The following is a 22,771-nucleotide window of genomic DNA, read 5'->3' on the forward strand; positions in this document are numbered from 1 at the left end:
GGGCGTGGACCGGCGGCGGGCAAGGACGTGAATGTACGTGTGAATGTGCGTGTGAATGCGCATGTGGATGTGCGCGTGAAGGTGTGTCGGTATTGATGCCGGCCGGCCCGGAAACTCGCCCGCACGGAACAGTGCGCCAGCACGGCGCCACAGGAGCCGGATGTGCGGCGCTCGCCGCGGGTGATATGGAACGGGTGTGGCGGGGGCACCGACCAGGGTGGCGAACGGTGCCGGAACGTTGAAAGGCCGGTGCCTGGACGGGGGTGGTCCAGGGCACCGGCCATAGCCGGCGGTCCCGCTGACGCCGTGGCCGCGTCAGCCTTCGCCGGCGGTTCAGGCCGTCAGCGTCCGAACGCCGCGACGAAGGGGGTGTCGGCGCCGACCGGGCCGATCCTCCCCGCGCCGCCGGGATCGCCGACGGGTGTTGTCCGCCCTGGCAGGACGGTGTGAAAGAAGCGCTCCTCGGCCGCGATGAACTCGGCCTCCGCCGCTGGTACCAGCCGGACGTTCATGATCGCGTCGACCGGGCAGGCGGCCTCGCAGGCCCCGCAGTCGATGCACTCGCCCGGATGGATGTAGAGCTTGCGAATGCCGGTGTAGATGCAGTCCACCGGGCATTCGTCCAGGCAGGCGGTGTCCTTTACATCAATGCAGGAAGACGTGACGACAAACGCCATGCTGGCCTTCTCCACAGGTCGTTTCGGCTTCCAGGAAAGCGTAGCAGGCGGGCGCGGCACCCCGACCGGACGAGCTGTAAAGGAGGAGTAAACATGTCAGCCCCGGCCCGCCGGTTTTCGATACGGCGGACCGAGGCGCGAGGAAAATGCCGCGGACAGGCCTGTCCTCAGGCTTTTCCCGCCGGCCGCGGAGCCGGATCCCAGCCGAGCGCCTCGGTGGCGGCGATCAGCACGGCCAGCACGGCACCGGTGGCCAGGACGGTGAGCGCGGCGCTCACCGCGGCGAACCCGGTGGTGGCCAGCACGGCGACGGCCGCCGCCGGGGCGAGCCCGGTGCGGACCGGCCCGGCGTGTTGCGGGCGCAGCTGGAGCACGGTGAGGGCGAGCAGGTAGACGGCGACCGGCACCGTGACGGCGGCGCCCGCGGCGTAGGCACCGAGTTCGCCGTGGTGGGTGACACGATCGGTGTTGGCCGCCAGGCCCGCGCCGAGCGCCGCCGCGGCGGCGAACACGAAGAAGTGGCCGTAGCCCCAGACGAAGCTCACCCGGTTCGACACCAGGAAGCCGTGCGCCGAACGGGCGAAGTACAGCCACCACAGGGCGAAGACGATCAGCAGGCCGCCGGCCGCCACGGCGAACAGCGCCCCGCCGGCGCGATGCTCGTCGAACGCCGACTGGACGGCGATCGTCGCCGACAGGATCGACTCACCCAGCACGATGATCGTGAACAGGCCGTACCGCTCGGCGATGTGGTGCGCGTGCCAGGCGGTACGTCGCGGCCGCTCGGCGATGATCGGCACCGCCAGTTCCGCGACCACCATCACCGCGAACCCGGCCGCCCGCCAGTGGCCGGGCACCAGCAGCAGCGCGCCCCAGCCGATCATGCAGACCGCGATGCCGAGCGCGTAGCCGTGGGCGGTGCGCCGGGCGGGCGGTTCGGTCGACCCGCGCGCCGCCCGCAGCCATTGGGCGACCAGCCCGCAGCGCATCACCGCGTAGCCGAGGGTGACGACCGCGAAGTCGTGGTCGAAGGCCCGCGGCACCCCGGCCGCGAGGATCAGCACTCCGACGATCTGGACGAAGGTCGCCACCCGGTAGGGCACGTCGTCGACGTCGTAGGCGGAGGCGAACCAGGTGAAGTTCATCCACGCCCACCACACGGAGAAGAAGACCGCCAGGTAGGCGACGGAGCCGGTCGCCAGGTGTCCCTCGCTGAGAGCGTGGTGCAGCTTGGTGGACGCCTGGGCGACCGCGACCACGAAACACAGGTCGAACAGCAGCTCCAGGGGAGTCGCCACCCGGTGCCGCTCGTCGGTGAGCCGAGGGCGCATCGGCCGCAGCCACCGTTGCCCGCGCGCGGGATGGGGGGTCGGCGTGTCGGGGTCCGTCAGCTCCGGCAGCGTCATAGGGCGCAAGCTACCCGGTGCGGCGCAGGTGCCGCAGGTCGGTGAAGTCGCAGGTGAGAGCAACCGACGGGGTTGGACGGCAGGGCCTGGCCGGCGGGCTCGGCCGGCGGGGGTCGGTCGACGGGAGTCAGTCGACGGGGTCAGGCCCCGTGGGCCGGTCGGGCAGGCGCCGGCGCATCGACTCGGCGATCCGCCCCGCCTGCAGCTTGGCCCGGTCCGCGCGCGGACCGTGGCGCAGCTCGTCGACGGTGCCCGTCCACAGGGCGAGCCAGCGTGCGAACAGGTCCTCGGTGAGAGGGACTCGCGCATGCAGGTCGGCGTGCACGCCGAACGCGTTGCGGCGGTAGGTGCCCGCCCGGAAGATCACCGCCTGCCAGAAGTCGCAGATCACCGGCAGATGGGCGTCAAGGTCAAGCTTCGCGACGTCGACAAAGACCGGTCCGAGCAGCGGATCCGCGAAGGCCCGCCGGTAGAAGGCGGTCACGAGCTCGGTGATGTCGTCGCGATCCGCGATGTCCCGCCGCACGCGGCCGCCACCAGCCGCGGGGCCGCTCGTCGTGGTGTCGGTCGCCGTTCGGCCGTTGGTCGTGGGGCCGTTGGTCGTGGAGGTGCTGGTCGTGGAGGTGCTGGTCGTGGAGGTGCTGGTCATCTTGCCCGTCCCGGCTGAATGCGCCATCGCCTGCGCTGCCTCGCGTACGCCCGTGCCGACGTCGCCGAGCGTATGTGCTCGGGACCTTCCCTCGCCGTCATGGCGGCAACCGTCACCACCATGGCGACCGCGTCACCGGGGGACCCCCGGCCGGGTAGTCCCGAATGAGGGGGCGACAGTGGGCCGTGCCTGGCGTACCGTCAGGTATCCCCCCGAGCCGAGGACCCCGGCTCCCGGGCGTCCGGCCGGCGTCGCCGCCCGGGCTCACCTCGAGGATGTCGCCGGACATCGTCCTCATGTGCCGGCGACTCTGCGCACGTCGCGCGGGTTCCGCCCTCCGGTTCGCGGCCGCGTCCATCCGTGAGGACTCCCTTCGCGGGCTCCCACGGCCCGCCCGCCGTCAGCGCCACGTGGCGGCATGTGATCTCGAGGTAGTGCCATGACGACGAGTCTGACCGCCAACTCGTTCGACGTTCTGCTGGTCGAGGACGACCCGGGGGACGTCCTGATGACCCGCGAGGCGTTCGCCGACGACCGGATCGCCGCCGACCTGCACGTCGTGAACGACGGCATCGAGGCGCTGGCCTTCCTGCGCCGGGAGGCGCCGTACACCGACGCGCCGCAGGCGAACCTGGTGCTGCTTGACCTCAACCTGCCGCGACGCAACGGCATCGAGGTGCTCGCCGAGATCAAGGGGGGACGAGCGACTGCGCCGGATCCCGGTGGTGGTGCTGACCACCTCCGACGCGGCCGAGGACATCGAGCGCAGCTACCAGCTGCACGCCAACGCCTATGTCACCAAGGCGGTGGACTTCGATCGTTTCGTCGACGACGTGCGGTCCATCGACGACTTCTTCGTCACGGTCGTGCGGCTGCCGGGGCACTGACCGGGCCCGACTCGCCCGACTCGCCCGGCTGGCCCTGCCGGCCCGCTCGTCGCCAGACCAGCGCGATCGTGAACGGGTGGCCGAGGTAGCGACCCCAGCTGGGCTTGACGGCGAGCCAGGTGTCGTCAATCACATTCTCCCGCATCTCCGCGAGCGACCATCCGGTCGCCAGTCCCGCCGCGACCTGGTCGCTGACCAGGTGGACGTGGGTGGTGATCGCCCTCGGGGCGCCGGTGCGATCGTCGTAGTGCGTCGGCATCCCGGACGTCATGATGAAGTGCGGGTGGAATCCGACCAGGACGAACAGACCGTCCGGCCGGGTGAGTCGGGCCGCCTCCGCGTAGAGCGGGGTGAGTTCGGGGAGATGCTCGTCCATCAGGCAGGACACGGCCAGGTCGTACCCGGCGGCGGGCAGCCCGGTGGCTGTCGCGTCGGCTTCGAGCAGCTGGTCGTGGACGCCGCGGCGGCGCGCCAGCGCGAGCATCCGCGGGGTCAGGTCGACTCCGTCGAGGGCTGCGACGCCGCGGGCCCGCAGCCAGGAGCCGGTGCGGCCGGTCCCGCAGCCGAGGTCCACCGCTCGTCGAGCCTGGTCCCAGGCCGGCACGGCCAGCTGGGCGAGCAGCCCGAGATCCATGACGTCCTCAACGGTCTGCTCGTACGTGTCCGACCATTCGCCGTAGCCGGTCCGGACGTCCACGGACGGGTACCCGCGCCGGTCGTACTGGGAGAAAGCGGGCATCGGTGCAGTATCGCCACCGCAGGGCCCGCCCCTCAACACGATTTCGGCGCGTGACCCACTGCGGGGCCACGCGCCGAAACGCGAAGCTGAGGTTACAAAGTGGTGTGAACGGTCAGGCGATCGTCACGTTGTCCGCCTGCGGTCCCTTCTGGCCCTGCACGATCTCGAACTGGACGCTCTGGCCCTCGTCCAGGGACTTGTAGCCGTCCGCCACGATCGAGGAGTAGTGGACGAACACGTCCGGGCCGCCACCGTCGACGGAGATGAATCCGAAGCCCTTCTCCGCGTTGAACCACTTGACGGTACCCTGCGCCACGATACTTTCTCCTTGCCGCGCTCCCGGTAGGCGTCCTTCGCATACCGGCTTCGCACCAGGCCCCGACGGGGTGCCGTGGCCTGGTCGTGCCGTTCTCCGCGTTAGGTCACGCACCGAGAAACAAGCAACACCGCAAGCCTACCCCGTGGCTGGCGCGACGCGCCGGACCAGCGGTTGTCCGCTTCTGGTCCGGGAGGGCCCGGCGTCCGCCCGGACCGCGGATCACGGGCCGCGGTCGGCTCGGTTCCGGCGGCCCGGGCACGGCTTCCGCCCTGGTGGGGCGGCCTAACGGCGGTGCCGGGCAGGCGCCGGCGCGGACCCAGCCCCGTGCCGCAGGCCCAGCTCCGCGCCCCGCATCCGGCGCCACGAGCCCGCCTCGCCGTGTCGCGTGGTCCGCCCGCCGCGCTTCTCTGATGAGAGATCGTGTTCCGCGGAACCCCCGGACGCCGCGGCGGCGCTCGCGCCCGTGATCATTGCTGGTGTGTGTCGCCGCGGGGGTTGGCTGGCTGGCAGGGACAAGCGGTCGGGGCCGACCCGTGCGTGGCCGGCCGGGCGGGCGTGTGCGTGTGGCGTGGCCGGGCGGGCCCGCGTGACAGGCCGGGGACGCGTGACCTGGGTCGGGATGTTCATGTGGTGGGCCGTGTGTTAGCTGCGGCAGGGCGGGGATGAGCGCCCCTGACCGGAACACGTGTCGAGACGGGAGGAAACATGACGAGCACCGTCCAGGAATCGATCGAGGTCCACGTCCCGATCCGGACCGCCTACAACCAGTGGACCCAGTTCGAGTCCTTCCCGCAGTTCATGGACGGCGTCGAGACGATCTCGCAGCTCGACGACACCCACACCCACTGGAAGGTCAAGGTCGGCGGCCAGGAGCGCGAGTTCGACGCGACCATCACCGAACAACTGCCCGACGAGCGGGTGGCGTGGAAGAGCGCCGGTGGCACGACCCATGCCGGCGTTGTGACCTTCCACCGCCTCGGCGACGACGACACCCGCGTGACGGTGCAGATGGACTGGCAGCCCGAGGGGTTCACCGAGAAGGCCGGGGCCGCGCTCGGCGCGGACGACCGTCGGGTCAAGGCCGACCTGCGCCGCTTCAAGGCGTTCATCGAGCGCCGCCAGTCCGAGACCGGCTCCTGGCGCGGTGAGGTGCCCCGCCCCGACGCCGCGGGCACGTCGTCCGGCGCGCCGGGCTACGGCGAAGGCGCGGGCCAGCCCGGCCAGGGCGCGGGCCGGCCCGGCTATGGATCGGGTGCCGGCGAGCCGGGATACGGTTCGCCGTCCGGCCAGGGGTACGGCAGCCCGTCCGCTGCGCCCGACCCGCCCACTCCGGGCCGCCCGGCGGGTGGTTGGTGAGCACCTCCGCGCCCGCAGGACAGCGGCGGCCGTCCCGTGGCCGGCTCGGACGCGTCCGGGCAGGTCACGGCGGCCCGCCGCGCGGGAAGGCGTGACGGCGAGGTAACAACCCCTGCCACGGCATCCGTGGCTGCCTCCGGCCGGCATAGGTTTCGGTGCACCGACCGTGCCGCGCCGCGAGGAGGACCCACCACCCATGCCGGATCTGCCCATGCGGGACGTGCCCAGGCGGGATCTGCGCTCCCTGCCCAAGGGACATCTGCACCTGCACTTCGAGCTGTCGATGCGGCCCGCGACGCTGGCCGACCTGGCCGCCGACGCGGGGATCCCGACCCCGCGGACGACGGGTTTCAGCGAGTTCGGCGGGTTCAGCGAGGTGATCGGCGGGATCCTGCCGGTCTTCCGCCGGCCCGCCGACTTCGAGCGCCTCGTCGACGAGATGGTCGAGGACGCGGCGGCTGAGGGCGTCGTCTACGTCGAGCCCAGTTTCTGGCCGTACGCGCATCTCGGCGTGTTCGGCAGCGCGGAGGCGGCCTGGGAGACGGTGCTGGCCCGGTCGGAGGAGGCAGGCGCCCGGCACGGCGTGACCGTCCGGTGGATGGCCGCGGTGGACCGCGTCTTCGACTCGTCCGAGGCCGCCGTGGACGTGGCCCGCCTGGCGCTGCGCTTCGCTGACGGCGGGGTGGTCGGCCTCGGGCTGCACAACGACGAGAACGGCTGGCCGCCGGAGCCGTTCGAGGCGGCATTCCGGCTGGCCGTCGACGGCGGACTGCTGTCGACCCCGCACGCCGGCGAGCTCGACGGGCCGGCGTCCGTGCGCGGCGCGATCGAGGCCCTGAACGCCGACCGACTCCAGCACGGCATCCGCGCGATCGAGGACCCGGCGCTCGTCGACGTCCTGCTCGAGCGCGGCACCTGCCTGGACGTGTGCCCGACGTCGAACCTGCTGCTGTCGGTCGTGCCGCGCCTCGCCGACCATCCGCTGCCGGCGCTGCTGCGGGCCGGGGTGAACTGCTCGATCAACGCCGACGACCCGCTGCTGTTCGGGCCCACCTGCCTGGAGGAGTACGAGCTGTGCCGGGCCGAGCTCGGCCTGTCGGACGAGGACCTGGCCGCCTGCGCCCGCAGCTCGGTGCGGGCCGGCGCCCTGCCCGCGTCCGTGCGTGACAACGCCCTCGCCGGCATCGACGCCTGGCTCGGCGCCGGCTGATGCGCCGGCGGGTCGTGATCGCGCCCGACTCGTTCAAGGGCTCGGCGAGCGCGACGCGGGTCGCCGCCGCACTGGCGGACGGCTGGCGGTCGCGGCGACCCGACGACGAGATCGTCATCCTGCCGGTCGCCGACGGCGGGGAGGGCACCCTCGACGTCTTCGCCGCCGCCGTGCCCGGGGCTCGACGGCGGCCCCTGCGGGTGACCGGTCCAGACGGGCGGGGCCACGACGGCGAGTGGCTCGCGCTGCCGGGCGGCGTCGCCGTCGTCGAACTGGCGCGGGTGAGCGGGCTGCCGCTGATGCGGGCGCTGGACCCGCTCGGAGCCCAGACCACGGGCGTCGGGCAGGCGCTGGCCGCCGCACTCGCCGACGGTGCCCGGGAGATCCTGGTCGCGCTCGGTGGTTCGGCGTCGACAGACGGCGCCGCCGGCGCCCTGGCGGCGCTGGGCGCCCGGTTCCTCGACGCCCGTGGGGCGTCCCTGCGGCCCGGCGGCGGTGCGCTGGCCGAGCTGGCGGCGGTCGACCTCGCCGGGCTGGCGCCGGCGCCGGCCGGGGGTGTGCGCTGCCTCGTCGACGTCGACACCCCCCTGCTGGGCCAGGCCGGTGCCGCGGCCGTGTTCGGTCCGCAGAAGGGCGCGAGTCCGGCCGACATCGCCCGGCTGGACCTGGGGCTGCGCCGCCTGGCCGGGCTGCTCGCCGGCACGCCCGAAGCGCCGGGCGCGGGTGCGGCGGGGGGCACCGCGTACGGGCTCGCCGCGGCCTGGGGCGCCACGCTGGTCCCCGGCGTGCCGGCGATCGCCGAGGTCGCGGGCCTGCCGGCGGCGCTGGCCGGCGCGGACTGGCTGGTCACCGGCGAGGGCCGCTTCGACCGGACGTCGCTGACCGGGAAGGTCGTCGGCGGCGTGGTCGCCCTTGCCCGGGGTGCGGGCGTGCCGGTCCTCGTCGCCGCGGGTCAGATCGACGCCCCCGAACCGGACGGGGTCGTCGCCGCGGTCGCCCTGGCAGCGCTCGCCGGCGGCACGGCGCCGGCGATGGCCGAGCCGACCCGATGGCTGCGCGCGGCGGGTGCCCGGCTCGCGGCGGACGCGGCCTGAGGCCTCAGACCGTGCGCTTCATCCCGGTCAGGATCCAGCCGGCCTTCTTCCAGGTGGTGGGCCCGCAGATGCCGTCATCCGGGATCCGGCCGAACCACGGCGAGGCGTAGCGCTGCAGCGACGCCACCCGCGCGGTGGTGCGCGGCCCGTAGGCCCCGTCGGGGGTGATCCGGTTCGGGTCGCCGACCGGCGCCTCGTGGTTGAAGATGATGTTCAGCGCGTTCTGCAGCTCCACCACGTCGGCGCCGGTCGCGCCCTCACGCAGGGTCGGCCGGCCGGCATAGCGCTCCCGCGGGTCCAGGGGAGTGGCCGACGTGCCCAGGGCCAGTGCCAGGATGTCGCGGCGGCGGTTCGCGCGAATGTCACCCGGGCAGCTGTGCCCACCCCACGCGGCGCCGCCCATGCGATGGGTCCCGAGCCCGTAGCCGTCCGGCGAATCGGTGATCTCGCCTTTCCAGCCGAACTGCTGCATGCCCCAGCGATACAGCTCCGCGAGGCGGGTCACCTGTATGGGGGTGTAGTCCTCGGTTTCGTATCCTTCGCATTCGCAGGAAATCCAGTAGGGATTTCCGGCGGCCTGGGCCCAGGCCCGCTGGTCGAAGGGAACGTACTGTTCGAAGTCGCCCGTCCGCGACAGCCACAGGTGTGAGCTGACCTGGCTGGCGGCGTTGTCGAACCAGCCGAACAGGGATCCGGTGCCCACCTGGACGTGCGCGACGAGGCCACGGGTGGGCTGGATCATCGATCCGGACGTGTTGCGCACCGGCCGCAGTCGGGCCGGCGGGTAGAGGGTCGCGGCCATCCTTAGTGGACCTCCGGTGCGCATGCGTCGTCACGCCAGGTCATCGGCGGGAAATTCACGATGGCAGATTGCTTCCTCTTCGCACGGATGTGGTCGCATTGGCGGGTACTGGCCTGCTTTCTACCCCGGCCTTGGGGGCAGCGACCATGCCGGGTCCGCCGATGTCCGCATCTGTCCGGTGGGATGCCCGGCGCCGGTGACGGCGCGGACCCGCCTCGGGGGATCCGCGCGGGCACCCGCTCCCGGGTGTGGCGGATCTGTTTCGGAGGGCCACGTCGGCCTAGACTGCCGGCCTATGTCCGTAGTCCAACCGTGGCCCGCTGGAAGGTCCGGTGTGGGCCCGGTGGCGCTCGAGGTCGCGCGGGCCGTGGCCGGCGGCCCGCCGGCCACGGCCCGCGCGCTGCGGCACGCCGTGTTCGTCCGTCACATCTGGATGCGACGCGAGCTGCTGCCAGGGTTGCGGGCGGCGCGCGACCGCGACGCCGCGACGCTGCGGGAGCTGATGGACTCGGCCGCCGGCGAGTGCCCGGGTCACGGGCTGGCCGCCGAACGGCCGGCCTGGCCGGCGGGGGAGTCCCCGCTGGGTGGCCTGGCCTCGGCCCGCTCCGCCGGTGCCGGTGAGCCGGCGCGCCGGCTGTGGGAGCTGAGCACCACGCTGGTGCGCCGGGTCGAGCGCGAGGCCGCCGGCTGGGGAGCGGCCGAGCTGGGGCTGTGGACGGATACCCGCCTCGCCGGCGCGGACCGGCTCCTCCGCCGGCTCGGGTATGCGGCGACCGGGCGGTCGCGTGACCTGCGCGAGTTCTCCGCGGCGACGGAAATCGAGTTTCGCCGTGCACTGTCGGTGGCGGCGGTGCCGCGGCGTGCGGCGGACGGACTAATCGGCCGGATCGGATGAATCGCCCAGCCCGGCTGATCCGGGCCGCGCTATCGCGGCGGAACGCCTGGATCCGATGTCATGACCACGATGGCTCCGATCCGCACGCCAAGACCCAACGCGTGCGCAACTGTCGCTATCCTGGCCACCGGTTGCTGTTCTATCTACGGGAATCCCGAACCAGAAGGTGGAACGGGTGTTCCGATCCCGGGCGGGCCGCTTCGTCGATGGTCGTTCCGTGGCGGGTTCAAGAAGGAGGCATTCAATGCCGTGTGCCGCATCGTCGGGACGGGGGGACGGGCGGTTGCCGTCGCCTCCGCCCGCACAGTCGACGGATCCGATCGGCCGCCCCGGCCCCTCGCCCCGCCGTCCCCGTGGATTCGCCCGGGCGCTCCCGCGCTCCCGGCGCCTTCGCTCCTCGCTCGTCGCGGCCGGCGCCACGGTCGCGCTGACCGGCGCGTTCGCGGTCGCCGGCGCGGGGACCGCGCAGGCCGGCGGGGCCACCTGGGCGAGCTGCCCGAGTAACCAGACCACCAACGTCAGCGTCCTACCGGGACCGGGCGAGCCGGGCGGGCAGACGCTGGTGCACGCCGGCTTCTACGCGCACATCGGGTCGTTCTGGCCGCCGTCCACGGACATCCTGTGCCGCACCCAGGCCGGTCGCGGGCCGGCGGCCGGTCAGCCGAAGCTCAAGGTCCTGCACCAGGGCTGCGCGGACGGCCTGGTGACCTTCGGCGTGCCGCGGCCCACCGCGGGCGGCACCGGCGTGGGCGGGCCCCCCGTCACCTGGGGCACGTTCCTGCCGGAGGGCTGGTACGACCTGCCCACCGGCGACGACGATCCGAACTGGACGGCGCTGTGCTGGTCGCCGACCCGGCGCCCGCACCTGACGCCGCCGGCCGCCCCGGCACCCGCCGCACCCGCGGCCGCCACGGCGGCGTCCTCCGCCCAGGCCGCTGCGGCCTCGGCGTCTCCCGCCCCGGCATCTCCCGCGTCGGCGGGTGTTCCGGCCTCCGCGAGCGTCCCGGTGCCCGCTGCCGGGCACTGACACCGTCGCTGGGCACTGACGCGGTCGCTGGGCACTGACACCGTCGCTGGGCACTGACACCGTCGCTGGGCGTTGACGCGGTCGCTGGGCGTTGACGCGGCCTGCGCACCGAGCCGCCGGCGAACTGACGCGGACAGCACACCGCCCCCGGACGCGACGACGACCGGGGGCGGTGTCGGCCTCGATCAGAAGGCCGAGGATGGGGCGGACTTCCCGTGAATGGGAAACGCGTGCGGGGGGAGAACGGCGCCGTGTCGCGAACTCCGCGTGTCGTGTCCGTTCTGTCACCCTGTTCGCGACACGGGCCGCCGTGACGCTGCCATCACGCTGCCGTTGCCCGCCGCGGCGGCGGGAAGATCACGGGTCGCGGCGTGGCCTAGTAGCGGTAGTGGTCCGCCTTGTACGGGCCCTCGACCGGCACGCCGATGTAGTCAGCCTGCTCCTTGGTGAGCTCGGTGAGCTTCACGCCGAGCGCGTCGAGGTGCAGCCGGGCGACCTTCTCGTCGAGGTGCTTGGGCAGCACGTAGACGCCGAGCGGGTACTCCTCGGTCTTCGTGAACAGCTCGATCTGCGCGATCACCTGGTTGGTGAAGCTGTTCGACATCACGAAGCTCGGGTGGCCGGTGGCGCAGCCGAGGTTCATCAGCCGACCCTCGGCCAGCACGATGATCGAGTGGCCGTCGGGGAAGACCCACTCGTCGACCTGCGGCTTGATGTTGATCTTCTCGATGCCGGCGATCTTCCCGAGGCCGGCCATGTCGATCTCGTTGTCGAAGTGCCCGATGTTGGACACGATCGCCTGGTGCTTCATCGCGGCCATGTGGGCGGCGGTGATGATGTTGAAGTTGCCGGTGGTGGTGACGAAGATGTCGGCGATGCCGACGACGTCATCCAGGGTGGAGACCTGGAAGCCGTCCATCGCCGCCTGCAGCGCGCAGATCGGGTCGATCTCGGTGACGATGACCCGGGCGCCCTGGCCGCGCAGCGCGTCCGCACAGCCCTTGCCGACGTCGCCGTAGCCGGCCACGAGGGCGACCTTGCCGCCGATGAGCACGTCGGTGGCGCGGTTGAGGCCGTCGATGACGGAGTGGCGGCAGCCGTACTTGTTGTCGAACTTCGACTTCGTCACCGAGTCGTTGACGTTGATCGCCGGGAAGGCGAGCGTGCCGGCCTTCGCCATCTCGTACAGGCGGTGGACGCCCGTGGTCGTCTCCTCGGTGACGCCCTTGACGCTCTTCGCCGTCGCCGACCAGCGGCCGGGCGCGGCGGCGATGGTGCTGCGCAGCGTGTCGAGGACGATCGCGTACTCCTCGCTGTCCGAGGGGTCGGTCGCCGGGACCGCGCCGGCCTCCTCGAACTGCGCGCCCTTGTGGACGAGCAGGGTCGCGTCGCCGCCGTCGTCGAGGATCATGTTGGGGTAGCCGCCGTCCGGCCAGGCCAGCGCCTGGTCGGTGCACCACCAGTACTCCTCGAGCGTCTCGCCCTTCCAGGCGAAGACGGGTACGCCCTTCGGGTCGTCCTTGGTGCCGTTCGGCCCGACGACGACCGCCGCCGCGGCGTGGTCCTGGGTGGAGAAGATGTTGCAGGACACCCAGCGGACGTCGGCGCCGAGCGCCACCAGGGTCTCGATCAGCACGGCCGTCTGGATCGTCATGTGCAGGGAGCCCATGATCCGGGCACCCCGCAGCGGCTGGCTCGCCGCGTACTCGGCCCGGGTGGCCATCAGCCCGGGCATCTCGTGCTCGGCAAGACGGATCTCCTTGCGGCCGAACTCGGCCAGCGCGAGATCCGCGACCTTGAAGTCGAAACTCATGCCCTACTCCTTCGACGCTCGGGCGGCTGCCGAGCCTGGGTGGCGGGTGCCTCGTCCCGGGAATCACCCGCCGGGCGGCGGTGGCCGTGCTGCGCCGGCCCGGGAACATGTGTCCTGAGCGTGCCACATGCCAGCAGGGGAACGAAGGGCAGGGCGGGACGTGCGGCCCGGCCGCCAGGGGCCGCAAAGCCAGCTCGCGGCGGCCCGGCGGCACGCCGTCAACCTCGGTGATTAGCCCTCTGAACTGGGCTTATGCTCGGAGCGGCAGCGCTCGGCCCGGCGGCGCCGGGGCTCGCCGCGGCGTCCTGGGAGCCGGGGGCGCCCGGTCCGGAGGGTTGACGCCGATTGGTCAGCTTTCCGCCGTCGCGGTGCACCCAGCCGCGCTCGTCCGCCCAGACCAGCAGCGGCGGCAGCACGACGAGCGCCGACAGCAGGGCGACCGCCACGTTCAGCGCGACCACCAGGCCGAAGTCGCGCAGCAGCGGCAGCGAGCTGAACGCGAGCACACCGACGCCGATCACGGCGGCGAGCGCGGAGACCATGAAGGCGCGCCCGGTCCGCCCGGCGGTCGCCCGGATGGCCTCCCGCGGGTCGCGCCCGCGCCGGCGTTCCTCCAGATGGCGTAGCACCAACAGGGTCGTGAACTCCGTGCACAACGCGATGACGAGCGGACCGCTGACCGCCGTCAGCGGGCTGAGGTTCACCCCGATCGCCAGCGCGACGAGCGAACTGAGCCCGACCGCGATCAGCACCGGCACGAGTGAGAGCACGGCCCGCACGAGACCGCGGTGGTACAGCGCCAGCAGGACGAACACGGCGGCGAGCGCGTAGTAGGTGAGCACCACCCGGTTGTGGGCGAACGCGTCCAGCAGCGCCGTCCCGACGACGGCGAGGCCCGACGGCGTCGCCTGGACGCCGGCCGGCGGCCGGGTGTTGGCCCGCATGTCGTCGACGACGTCGGCCCGCCGCTCCAGCGAGCCCGAGCCGGTGCGGAAGATCATGTTGAGGGCCTGGTGCTGGAGGTTCACCGTGCTGCGCTGGATGTCGGGCGGCGCGACCTCGTAGGCGAGCCGGATGTTCTGACCCGTCGGCATCATGATCGTGGTGTTCGGCACCTCCATCAGGTAGCTGACGGTGGTCACCAGACTGGAGGCGTCCAGCAGGTCGCCCGGGTGCGCGGCGATCTGCGTGTTGGCGAACCGTCCGACGAAGCTCGCGGTGGCGTCGTCGAACACGTTCGTGGAGCGCACGTAGACGCCCAGCTCGCTGGCCGAGCCGGTGCGCGCCCGCAGGGTGTTGATGTCCTTGATGACCTGGCTGTTCTGGTCGACCCACTTCTCGGGGTCGGTCTGGATCGTCAGCCGCCCGTCCGCGGCGATACCGCCGATGAACACCGCCACGGCGGCGAGGACGAGCGGGATCGCCGTGATCCGGGGCAGGCCGCCTAGCCGGATGACCAGCCGGCCGAGCGGGCCGTGGGTGTAGTCCTTCGCCGGGGTGGGCCGGCGCCGCTCGCGCGCGTCGAGCGGCAGGGCGAGCAGCAGAGTGGTGGCGGCGACGACGACCGGCAGCCCGAGCGCCAGCAGGGTGCCGAAGTCGCGGATCATCGGGACCTGGCTGAACTCCAGCGCCAGGAACGCGAGCACGGCGGCGACGGTCGCGACCACGAGCGCGGGCAGCAGTCCGCGCAGCGCCGCCGCGACGGCCCCGCGGCCGGCCCGGTCGAGCTGGGCCTCCTCCTCGATCCGGCTGTGCAGCTGCACGGCGAAGTCGATGCCCACCCCGAGCAGCACCGGCAGGCCCGCGATCGTCACCACCGACAGTGGCACGCCCAGATATCCGGCCAGGCCGAACGCCCAGATGAGGCCGACGCCCACCACGCCGAGCGGCAGCAGCCGCCAGCGCACCGCGAACGCCGCGAGCAGCAGACCGGCCATCAGCGCCAGCGAGATCGCGCCGAGGGTGAGGAAGCCGCCGCGGAGGTAGTTGTTGATGTTCCGGAGCAGGACGGGCGCGCCGGTGGTGATCTGCGACGCGTGGTCGAAGCGCAGCCCGGCGGTGGCCCGCTCGACCACCCGCGCGCCGTCGCCCTCCTCCTGCAGCGAGGCGTTGCCCCGCAGCCGGGTGACCATCTGGGCGGCGGACGGCTTCGGGAAGAACGGCCGCAGCGACTTGCGGACCGCGCCGGTGTTGTCGTGGAGGAGGACGTCGATCCAGGCCGGGTTGTCCAGCGTCCGCGCGTTCTCCGGGACGGCCTGGACGCGGCTCAGGGTGGCCAGGGAGTCGGCCAGGCGGCGCTGCGCGGACGCCTTGTCGGGGTCGCGGGCCTGCGCGTCGAGCAGGATCCTGGCGCCGGGGCTCGCGAGGACGTTGCCGTCACGGCCGCGGATGAGCTTGTCGGTGAACTCCAGGGCGGTCAGCGGGGTGACCGTCGACTCGATCCCCGGGTTGGCGTCGAGGTCCTTCTGCAGCTCGCGGAACAGCGTGACGTTGTGCGCCGTGAACAGGTCGGCGAGGCGCGAGCCCGGCGCGACCTGGAACGCGGTGACCATCGCCTGGCCGCCGAACAGCGACTGGTACTCGACGTTGTCCCGGGCGATCCGCGAGTCGCTGTTGAGGTAGTTGTCCTGGCTGGTGGTGAACTCCAGCCGGGTCAGTCCGAAGCCGAGGGCGAGGGTGACGAGCAGGACGGCGAGCGCGACGAGGCCGGACCGCCGCGAGCGCCCGGCGAGCCGGGCCTGCCAGGCCTCGTCGGGCCGGTCGCCCGGTCCGCCGGCCGCGGGGCCGACCAGCGGGTCGGCGGGGTAGGGGGCCGCGGGTCCGTGGGCTGGCTCGCCTGGTGGGGTGCTGTCAAGGGGCATCGGGCACGCTCCGGAGTCGTCTCAGGCCTCCGGATCAACGCAATGGACCGGTCGATCCGAGGGCCGCACCCCTGGATGTATAGCGTGGATCACACTCGAGGGGAGTAGCTCGGACGTTGATCTTTTGCAGTTTCCGTATGAGACCGCGAGGGCACTGTTCGTGGTTTCGGCGAGGACTGTCAACGTCTCGAAGACGCGGTGGAGTCGTGCCGACCCCCGTTCGGCCTCAAGGTGGCTGTAGGAACGGGTAGGCGGCGCCGGTGTCCCCGCGGGGGCCCATAGCACGGTCGTTGTCGGAAATCCGACAGTATGTCGGAATCCGTCCGCGCCGTGAGGAAATCGGGGGGCTTGGGTTCCCCGTTGTTAATCTGCGGGTAAGCCTTGGGCGGATGCGTCCGGATCACCCGTATGTTCCGGTCGCGGGGGGTGTGCGGACAAGTGCGGGATGTTGCTGCGCGTCCACCTGGCTGAGCCCTATCTCACACCCCGTTCGCATCCGTCCTTACCGATCGGTCGGTAGGAACGAAGCACGGGGTTAACGGCACATGGCGGCATGGGGAGGCGACGATGCTTCGGGGCTGCACATGGTGAGCGCGACCGGACCCGCGTTCCTGAGTGGGGCGACCGGCTCGGCCCCGAGGACCAGGGACGCGGGCCGCGACCACCGACCGGGCCGGATCGCCGCGACCGTGCGGGCGGGCCTGTTCGTGGCAGGCCGTTGAGCAGGGTCGTCAGGATGCGCGCCCCGGTCATGCCGAAGGGGTGGCCCAGCGCGATCGCGCCCCCGTGCACGTTGAGCCGCTCCAGATCCACGCCCAGCGCGCGGTAGCTCGGCACCACCTGCGCGGCGAACGCCTCGTTGAGTTCGACGAGGTCGACGTCACCGATCGACATCCCGGCGCGGGCCAGCGCCCGCCGGGAGGCCTCGACCGGGCCGAGACCCATGATCTCCGGTGACAGCGCGCCCACGCCCGTGGCGACCAGCCGCGCCAGCGGGGTGATGCCCAGCTCGCGGGCCCGGGTGTCACTCATCACGACGACGGCGGCGGCGCCGTCGTTGAGCGGGCAGGCGTTGCCCGCGGTGACCGTGCCGTCCGGGCGGAACACGGGGGGCAGGCTGCCCAGGGCCGCCAGGGTGGTGCCCGGGCGCGGGCCGTCGTCCGCGTCGACGACGGTGCCGTCCGGCAGCCGGACCGGGGTGATCTCCCGCTTGTAGAAGCCGGCGGCGATCGCCTGCTCGGCGAGGTTCTGCGACCGGCAGGCGAAGGCGTCCTGCTCGGCCCGGCCGACCCCGGTGAGCTGGGCGACGTTCTCCGCCGTCTGACCCATGGCCATGTAGACGTCGGGCAGCCCACCGTGGGCGCGAGGGTCGCTCCACCGCGGGCTGCCACCCGCGGCCAGCGCGGCGGTGCGGGCCTGGGCCTGGGCGTAGCTGGGATTCTGGGTGTCCGGCTGGCTGTCGCTGTTGCCGCGCAGGAAGCCGCTGATCACCTCGACGCCGGCCGCGACGAAGACGTCACCCTCACCCGCGCGGATCGCGTGCATCGCCATCCTGATCGCCTGCAGCGACGACGCGTCGTAGCGCGCGACGGTCGTGCCCGGGACCCCGTCGAGCCCGAGGGTGACGGCCACGACCCGGCTGATGTTGTGCCCCTGTTCGCCACCGGGCAGGCCGCAGCCGATGATCAGATCCTCGATCTCGTTCGGGTCCAGCGCCGGGACCTGATCGAGTGCGGCGCGCACGATCGTCGCGGCGAGATCGTCGGCTCGCAGGCCCCGCAGCGAACCCTTGAACGCCCGCCCGATCGGCGAGCGGGCGGCGGCGACGACGACGGCCTCGGTCACGACATCCTCCCGGCACTCGGCGCCGCGGTCGTGGAACTCGGGCGCACGGGACGAAATGATCAAACTGTAGCGCGGTAAGGCGTCGCGGGTCGCGGACCGGTGGGCCCACTCGGCGGGCTTCGCGCGGCCCGGCCTACCCTGTGATCATCTGACGGGCCGACGCGGACGGTGGGTGACGCGAGTGGAACCGGCCGCGGCGACGATGGCGGACGTGGCGGCGCTGCCCGCGCATGCCGCGGCGTTGCGCCGCCAGGCCGGCGAGGTGGCGTCCCTCGCGCCGCGCGTCGCCGGGCTGTCAGGGCACTCGCCGCTGCGCACGCGCTTCGACGGGTGGGCGCACGGCTGGTTGGGCACCCTGAGGGCGGTCGCGAGGGCCCTCGGGGAGCAGGCGGCCTGGCTCGACCGGCTCGCGAGCGCGCCGCCGTCCAGCCTTCCGCCGCCGTCCGGCATCCCGCTTGTGCCCGGCATCCCGCTTGTGCCCGCCCTCCTGCCCACGGCCGGCATCCTGCGTGTGCCCGGCATCCCGCCCACGGCCGGTACCCCGCCCACGTCCGCTGGCCCATCGGCGCCCGGCGTCCCCGCGCGGCTCGGCATCCCCATGGTGCCCGGCGTGCCGCCCGTGGCCGGGGCTTCGGCGCCCTCGGCGGGGATGGTGGCGGTCGTGGTCGACGAGGCCGAGCTCGGAGCGGTCGCCGCGGGGCTGCGGACCGCGGGCGATCGGGCGGCGGCGCTGGCACCGGTGGTGGGCGCCGCCGTGGCCGACGCCGCCCGGGCCGCGTCGCGGATGGTCCCCGACGCGGCCGGCGCGATCAGACGCGCGGGGGACGAGCGGGCCGCGGTGCTCTGCCGCTGCCTGCGGGCCGCCGCGGCCGAGGCCGGCCGCACGGCCTTGGACCTCGAACGGCGGCGGGCCACGCTGCTCGCCCCGGCTCGGGCCTCGGCCCCGGAACGCTGTCGCGTGCTCCTGCCGCCGTCACACCGGCCGTCGCCAACGCCGTCAGACCGGCCATCGCCAACGCCGTCACACCGGCCGTCGCCTCCCGTGGATCCGTTCGCCGTGGCGGCCGGGCTGCTCGGCGCGCTGGCGGTCCCGGGAGCCCCCACCGGGGCGCGGGCCTGGTCGCCGGGCGTGGCGGAGCTGCGGGCCATCCGGGCAGGGCTCGCGCGGCTGCCGGCGCCGGCGCGGGCGGGGGTGATCGCGACGCTGCGCGGGGCTCCTCTCGCCGCGTTGGCCGCGGCCGCCGCGCGCCTGGCCGCCGCGCCCGGACCGGGCATGCCGGCCGCGGCCGCGGAACTCGCCGGCCTCGCGGACGATCTCCTCGCCTCGGCGGTTCGCGACATGATCGGCGAGCTGATCCGGGTGCTGCCCTGGCTGGAGCCCGCCCCGCCGGCGCCTCCGCCTGACCCGGGCGGTGCTCCGGGGCGGGTGGTCGACCTGGACCGGTCGAGCGATGTCCTGATCCGCGACGGACCCGCTCCCGACGACGTGGGGCAGGGCGGCGTCGCGGACTGTTACCTCGCGGCGGCCCTGATCGGCGTCGCCTCCCAGGATCCCGGCCGCCTCGCCGCGGGCCTGCGCCGCAACCCGAACGGCACGGTGACGGTCATCCTCCACCCCGGGGGCGGACCAGCACGCCCCGTGACGGTGACGGCGATCCTGCCCGCCCACCGCGTCCGGGCGGGTGGGGACGATCCGACCGCCGGCGGTGCCGTGGCCGGCGGCGGTTCCGGTCGTGGCGGTTCCGGCGATGGCGGAAACGGTGGCGAGGGCTCCGGCGGTGGGGCGTTCCAGGAGATCGGGATGGACGGTGACGACGCCAGCGGCCGCGCGGAGCTGTGGCCGGCGCTCTACGAGAAGGCGTACGCCCGGCTGCGCGGCGGGTACCCGGCGATCGGGTTCGGCAGCGCCGCGGACGGCCTGCGCACGGTGACCGGCCGTCCGGTCGCCCGGCGGCGCGCCGGCGGGACCGACGTCGCGACGCTGGCGGCGCTGCTGGGCCGCGGTGAGGTCGTCACGGTCACCACGAGGGAGCGGACCGGGCCAGGTGGTCTTGTCGCGTCGCACGCGTACGCGGTGCTGGCGGTGGACGCCTCCCACGGCCGGGTGTTGTTGCGCAATCCGTGGGATCCGCCGCCCGGCGGCGATGGGCAGCGGTGGTACTCCTGGTCGGCGGTGCTCCCGGACACGCGGGTCGTCGTGCACGGGCCGACCCGATGAGGGCCGTCACTGCCGACGGATGATCGCCACCGGTACCGGGCAGTGCAGCATGCACTGGTGGCTCACCGAGCCCAGCAGCAGTTCCGCGAAGCCGCCATGCCCACGGGCGCCCACGACGACCAGGTCACACTCCCGGCCGGCGGCCAACAGCGCCTGGGTGGGCGAGTTGGGCACCACCCGCCGCTGCAGGTCGAGCCCGGCGGGCAGGTCCGCGCGCACCTGGGCCACGGCGTCGTCGAGCACGGTCGTCGCCTGCTCCTCCAGCGCCTGGGTGAGCTCGCCCGGCGCCTCGGCGAAGGGCAGCGGGATGGCGGCGAGCCAGGCATGCACGACGAGCAGCCCGACCTCCCGCTGGTCGGCCTCCGCCGCGGCCCATTCCAGGGCGGCGAGCGAGTTCGGCGAGCCGTCCACGCCGACCGCGACGCGGCGCGGGCGCCGGCCCGGGACCGCGCCCGGTTCCTCGCCGCGCGCGATCACCACCGGGATCGGCGAGTGCACCGCTACCGACGCGCTGACCGAACCGACCCGCAGCCGGTGCAGCAGACCGCGCCCGCGGGCACCGACCACGATCATCCGTGCGCTGTGCGCCACGGTGAGCAGGGCGTCCGCGCCGGGCTGGTCCACGACCTCCTCGGTCACCCGCACCGTCGTCCCGGGGGGCGCCGTCTCCGTCACGGTCTCGCGCAGCATGTGGGCGGCCTGTTCGAAGAGGCTGTTGCCCGCACCGCCCCGATCGTCGCCGCTGCCCGCGATGGCCGACCCGATCCCGACGACGGCGCACAGGCCGCAGCGGCGCCGCGCCGCCTCCGCGAACCCCCAGGCCAGTGCCGTGCGGGAGCCCGGGGAACCATCGACCCCGACCACGATGTCGCCGGTCATCCGCCACCTCCACCCTCAGCGTGCACCCGTCCGGGGGCATGCCACCAGCGTGCGCTCCCTCGACGGACCGCGCCGACCCCCGCCCGTCGGCGGTCGGTACCCATCCGGGGCGGTGATCTTCGGTGCGTGATCTTCGCCAGGGCGAAGTGGCCGCAACGCCGAAGTCGTGGGTGGCGTGGTGTCTCCATAGCCGTGGGGATGGGTCTGGATGTGCTGGTCGGGCGCTGCCGCGGGAGGCGGAGGGATGGTGCCGCCACCGCCCGGCATGGGACCGGGCGTGGTGGTGGCGGCGTGGATTTCGATCACCATCGCGCTACCGGAGACTCTTTGATCCCACGCATCGGTGGTGAATCCGGTGCGGCATGGTGTCCAGTTGTGGGATGGCGGAGAGATCCGGGTGGCCACCGCACCGAATGACCCCGATCTGTCCGCAATAGGTTTCCCACGGGCTCGACCGTCTTTCCGTGCCGCGGACGAGCGGTCGCGGCCCGTACCGGTTCGGCCGCCCTCGGTGGCTCCGATGTCGTTGTATGAATTCGGCATCTGATCGGCCGTCATCGTTGGCCACCCCGGTCGGCTCCGGCTCATTGTCGGCCGCCATTCCGGGCAGCTGACCGCTGCCGCGGCGGGCATGGCGGGTAAGTCGAATTCGAAAGCCGGCGGCCGGGTGCGCTCATCGTGCCGGGCGGCCATACCGGTGCCGACCGGTGCGGTCGGGGCCGGCCGGGATCCGGCCGGCACCGCGCCTGATGGCTTCGTGGGCTCAGCGGATGCCCACGCCACGGCTGAGGCGTCCCGCCTGTGCCTGTGGAGGGTGGTCGAGACGGGCCGGCCGGCGGTGCGCGGCCACCGCGGCCGACCGTCCGGTCCGGTCGGGGGAAGACAGCGCGCGCCCCGCGGCGCTGCCGAGGTCCTGCCGGCGTGCCCTTCGCCAACCGTCTGACCAGTGCCGCAGCGGAAATCTTCAGCGCATCGCCATGATTTCTGGAGGCAAGGTCGGAGAAGCTGTTTCAGATAGCTTTTCAATGGCGGCATCGCCGGCTTTTCGTGGCCCTTTTGTGGTCGCGTCCCCATCTTTTTGCTTCGCAGCAGTCAATCGATGTTTGATGCTTCTGTCACACCACGACCACCCAACGGAAGTGATGGAGTCATGTCCTCATCATGTGAGCGTGGTGGCCCTCCACAGGAGCCCCTTGACCCGGCGCGGAGTACGGTGCCTGAACAGACGTCGTCCCGCCCGCGCCCCGCCGAACCCGTCTCGGTGGGCGTGATCCCCCGGCAGCCGGCCGCGACCGCATCAGGTCCGGACGACCCAGCCGCATCGAGTGACCCAGCCGAGGGAAGGAGGCATGTGTCGTCGGAGACGATCCAGCTCACCATCCCAGGTGCACTGGTTTCGATTCAGGCGGCACAGGAGCCGGGAACCCTGATCGCCGATCGCAGCGGCTGGCAGCGCGCCGTCCTGCGTGCCGCCCTGCCGTCGGCCGCGAAGCTCGTCGCCTGCACCCTTGCGAGTCACGTCGCGGACGCACCGTCGACCGTGCCGGCCGGCGCGGCGGTGAGCGGTCCGGGCCTGATCACGCTGATGGAGCAGACCGGCTACAGCCGGACCCACGTGCAGCGGCAGGTCTCGCGGCTGCGCCGGCAGGGCTGGCTGACGACCGTGGCCCGCCCGGCCGCGGGGCGGACCACCCGGTTCGCCCTGACCATCCCCGACGCGGCCGTGCGGGACGGCCTGGTCCGCCTCGTCGAGTCGCCGGACACCGTCCTCGCGTCGAACTCCGCCGCGAGCGGGAGCGCCCGGCGTCGCGGCCGGCGAGGCCGCGCCGGCTCGCACACCAGGAGCACGGCGCGACGGCGCACCCGCGCGATGGCCACCGTCGGCAGCGACGCGCCCAGTGCCAGCGGTGGCAGTGCCGGCCGCGGTGGCGACGGGGGCGGCTTCGTGGTCGACCTGGTGCCTTCCCGGCGTGGGCAGGACCAGGACGGCCAGACCCACCCGAGCCCCGGCGACCAGCCCGTTCCGACGCCCGAACCCTCCGTGGGCGCCGACCGCGCCAGCGGGTCCGTCACCGTCGACTCTCCCGTCGCCCC

General features: G+C 73.2%; 16 protein-coding genes and 2 pseudogenes. 8 read left to right on the top strand and 10 right to left on the bottom strand.

The features are described from left to right. Window positions 1-341: 341 nt before the first annotated feature. The 3 genes from fdxA to C1A33_RS26505 form a co-directional block, all read right to left on the bottom strand. Complete coding sequence (gene fdxA / locus C1A33_RS26495; protein WP_101834332.1) at window positions 342-677, bottom strand: ferredoxin; 336 nt, start codon at window positions 675-677, stop codon at window positions 342-344. Window positions 678-844: 167 nt separating this feature from the next. After that, on the bottom strand, window positions 845-2,083 hold the full coding sequence (locus tag C1A33_RS26500; RefSeq protein ID WP_243407972.1) for a low temperature requirement protein A: 1,239 nt from the start codon (window positions 2,081-2,083) through the stop codon (window positions 845-847). A gap of 127 nt (window positions 2,084-2,210) precedes the next feature. Next, entirely contained in the window at window positions 2,211-2,732 is a 522-nt protein-coding gene (locus C1A33_RS26505) for a group III truncated hemoglobin (RefSeq protein ID WP_243407973.1), read from the bottom strand. Window positions 2,733-3,171: 439 nt separating this feature from the next. Between C1A33_RS26505 and C1A33_RS26510 the strand changes: the two are divergent. Continuing rightward, window positions 3,172-3,619, top strand: a pseudogene (locus C1A33_RS26510) (response regulator). Here the strand turns inward: C1A33_RS26510 and C1A33_RS26515 are convergent. Continuing rightward, a complete protein-coding gene (locus C1A33_RS26515) occupies window positions 3,591-4,358 on the bottom strand; it encodes a class I SAM-dependent DNA methyltransferase (RefSeq protein WP_101834308.1) in 768 nt (255 codons plus the stop codon). The pseudogene C1A33_RS26510 and the gene C1A33_RS26515 sit on opposite strands and share 29 nt — an antisense overlap. A gap of 112 nt (window positions 4,359-4,470) precedes the next feature. Continuing rightward, complete coding sequence (locus C1A33_RS26520; protein WP_101834310.1) at window positions 4,471-4,674, bottom strand: cold-shock protein; 204 nt, start codon at window positions 4,672-4,674, stop codon at window positions 4,471-4,473. A 708-nt stretch (window positions 4,675-5,382) separates the two neighbouring features. On the opposite strand from C1A33_RS26520, the gene C1A33_RS26525 reads away from it, so the two are divergent. The 3 genes from C1A33_RS26525 to C1A33_RS26535 all read left to right on the top strand — a co-directional run bounded on the left by C1A33_RS26525 (window position 5,383) and on the right by C1A33_RS26535 (window position 8,337). After that, window positions 5,383-6,033 (top strand): SRPBCC family protein, encoded by a 651-nt coding sequence (locus tag C1A33_RS26525; protein ID WP_101834312.1) that lies wholly within the window; start codon window positions 5,383-5,385, stop codon window positions 6,031-6,033. Window positions 6,034-6,229: 196 nt separating this feature from the next. After that, window positions 6,230-7,243, top strand: a complete 1,014-nt coding sequence (add, locus tag C1A33_RS26530; protein WP_243407974.1) for an adenosine deaminase — start codon at window positions 6,230-6,232, stop codon at window positions 7,241-7,243. Continuing rightward, window positions 7,243-8,337: a glycerate kinase family protein gene (locus C1A33_RS26535; protein WP_101834314.1), complete on the top strand. Its 1,095-nt coding sequence runs from the start codon at window positions 7,243-7,245 to the stop codon at window positions 8,335-8,337. The genes add and C1A33_RS26535 overlap by 1 nt, the downstream gene beginning before the upstream one ends. Window positions 8,338-8,341: 4 nt before the next feature. On the opposite strand, the gene C1A33_RS26540 is transcribed toward C1A33_RS26535, so the two are convergent. Further along, window positions 8,342-9,139 (bottom strand): peptidoglycan recognition protein family protein, encoded by a 798-nt coding sequence (locus C1A33_RS26540; RefSeq protein WP_101834316.1) that lies wholly within the window; start codon window positions 9,137-9,139, stop codon window positions 8,342-8,344. Between the two features lie 343 nt (window positions 9,140-9,482). Between C1A33_RS26540 and C1A33_RS26545 the strand changes: the two genes are divergently transcribed. Both C1A33_RS26545 and C1A33_RS26550 read left to right on the top strand, forming a co-directional pair. Further along, on the top strand, window positions 9,483-10,034 hold the full coding sequence (locus tag C1A33_RS26545; RefSeq protein ID WP_133150841.1) for a hypothetical protein: 552 nt from the start codon (window positions 9,483-9,485) through the stop codon (window positions 10,032-10,034). 283 nt (window positions 10,035-10,317) lie between these two features. Further along, window positions 10,318-11,061, top strand: coding sequence for a hypothetical protein (locus tag C1A33_RS26550; protein WP_101834321.1), 744 nt, complete (start codon window positions 10,318-10,320; stop codon window positions 11,059-11,061). A 376-nt stretch (window positions 11,062-11,437) separates the two neighbouring features. Here C1A33_RS26550 and ahcY read toward each other — a convergent pair whose 3' ends face one another. The 3 genes from ahcY to C1A33_RS26565 all read right to left on the bottom strand — a co-directional run bounded on the left by ahcY (window position 11,438) and on the right by C1A33_RS26565 (window position 17,580). Then, entirely contained in the window at window positions 11,438-12,874 is a 1,437-nt protein-coding gene (gene ahcY, locus C1A33_RS26555; protein WP_101834323.1) for an adenosylhomocysteinase, read from the bottom strand. Between the two features lie 218 nt (window positions 12,875-13,092). Continuing rightward, entirely contained in the window at window positions 13,093-15,735 is a 2,643-nt protein-coding gene (locus C1A33_RS26560; RefSeq protein ID WP_101834324.1) for an efflux RND transporter permease subunit, read from the bottom strand. A 474-nt stretch (window positions 15,736-16,209) separates the two neighbouring features. Further along, entirely contained in the window at window positions 16,210-17,580 is a 1,371-nt protein-coding gene (locus C1A33_RS26565) for an acetyl-CoA C-acetyltransferase (RefSeq protein WP_243407975.1), read from the bottom strand. Between the two features lie 172 nt (window positions 17,581-17,752). On the opposite strand from C1A33_RS26565, the gene C1A33_RS26570 reads away from it, so the two are divergent. Next, on the top strand, window positions 17,753-19,798 hold the full coding sequence (locus C1A33_RS26570) for a C2 family cysteine protease (RefSeq protein ID WP_133150842.1): 2,046 nt from the start codon (window positions 17,753-17,755) through the stop codon (window positions 19,796-19,798). A 6-nt stretch (window positions 19,799-19,804) separates the two neighbouring features. Here the strand turns inward: C1A33_RS26570 and C1A33_RS26575 are convergent, their stop codons facing one another. After that, window positions 19,805-20,677, bottom strand: a complete 873-nt coding sequence (locus C1A33_RS26575) for a universal stress protein (protein WP_101834328.1) — start codon at window positions 20,675-20,677, stop codon at window positions 19,805-19,807. Window positions 20,678-22,028: 1,351 nt separating this feature from the next. Between C1A33_RS26575 and C1A33_RS26580 the strand changes: the two are divergent. Further along, window positions 22,029-22,771: pseudogene (locus C1A33_RS26580) on the top strand (hypothetical protein); the annotation flags it as partial.

Origin of the sequence: Frankia canadensis (assembly GCF_900197875.1) — a bacterium.
Classification (GTDB): Bacteria; Actinomycetota; Actinomycetes; order Frankiales; family Frankiaceae; genus Frankia; species Frankia canadensis.

Excerpts from the sequence above, each read along its gene's own strand:
- add (WP_243407974.1), top strand. The coding sequence starts at position 6,230 with ATGCCGGATCTGCCCATGCGGGACGTGCCCAGGCGGGATCTGCGCTCC.
- C1A33_RS26525 (WP_101834312.1), top strand. The coding sequence starts at position 5,383 with ATGACGAGCACCGTCCAGGAATCGATCGAGGTCCACGTCCCGATCCGG.
- fdxA (WP_101834332.1), bottom strand. The coding sequence starts at position 677 with ATGGCGTTTGTCGTCACGTCTTCCTGCATTGATGTAAAGGACACCGCC.
- C1A33_RS26500 (WP_243407972.1), bottom strand. The coding sequence starts at position 2,083 with ATGACGCTGCCGGAGCTGACGGACCCCGACACGCCGACCCCCCATCCC.
- C1A33_RS26575 (WP_101834328.1), bottom strand. The coding sequence starts at position 20,677 with ATGACCGGCGACATCGTGGTCGGGGTCGATGGTTCCCCGGGCTCCCGC.
- ahcY (WP_101834323.1), bottom strand. The coding sequence starts at position 12,874 with ATGAGTTTCGACTTCAAGGTCGCGGATCTCGCGCTGGCCGAGTTCGGC.
- C1A33_RS26535 (WP_101834314.1), top strand. The coding sequence starts at position 7,243 with ATGCGCCGGCGGGTCGTGATCGCGCCCGACTCGTTCAAGGGCTCGGCG.
- C1A33_RS26515 (WP_101834308.1), bottom strand. The coding sequence starts at position 4,358 with ATGCCCGCTTTCTCCCAGTACGACCGGCGCGGGTACCCGTCCGTGGAC.
- C1A33_RS26505 (WP_243407973.1), bottom strand. The coding sequence starts at position 2,732 with ATGACCAGCACCTCCACGACCAGCACCTCCACGACCAGCACCTCCACG.
- C1A33_RS26560 (WP_101834324.1), bottom strand. The coding sequence starts at position 15,735 with ATGCCCCTTGACAGCACCCCACCAGGCGAGCCAGCCCACGGACCCGCG.
- C1A33_RS26540 (WP_101834316.1), bottom strand. The coding sequence starts at position 9,139 with ATGGCCGCGACCCTCTACCCGCCGGCCCGACTGCGGCCGGTGCGCAAC.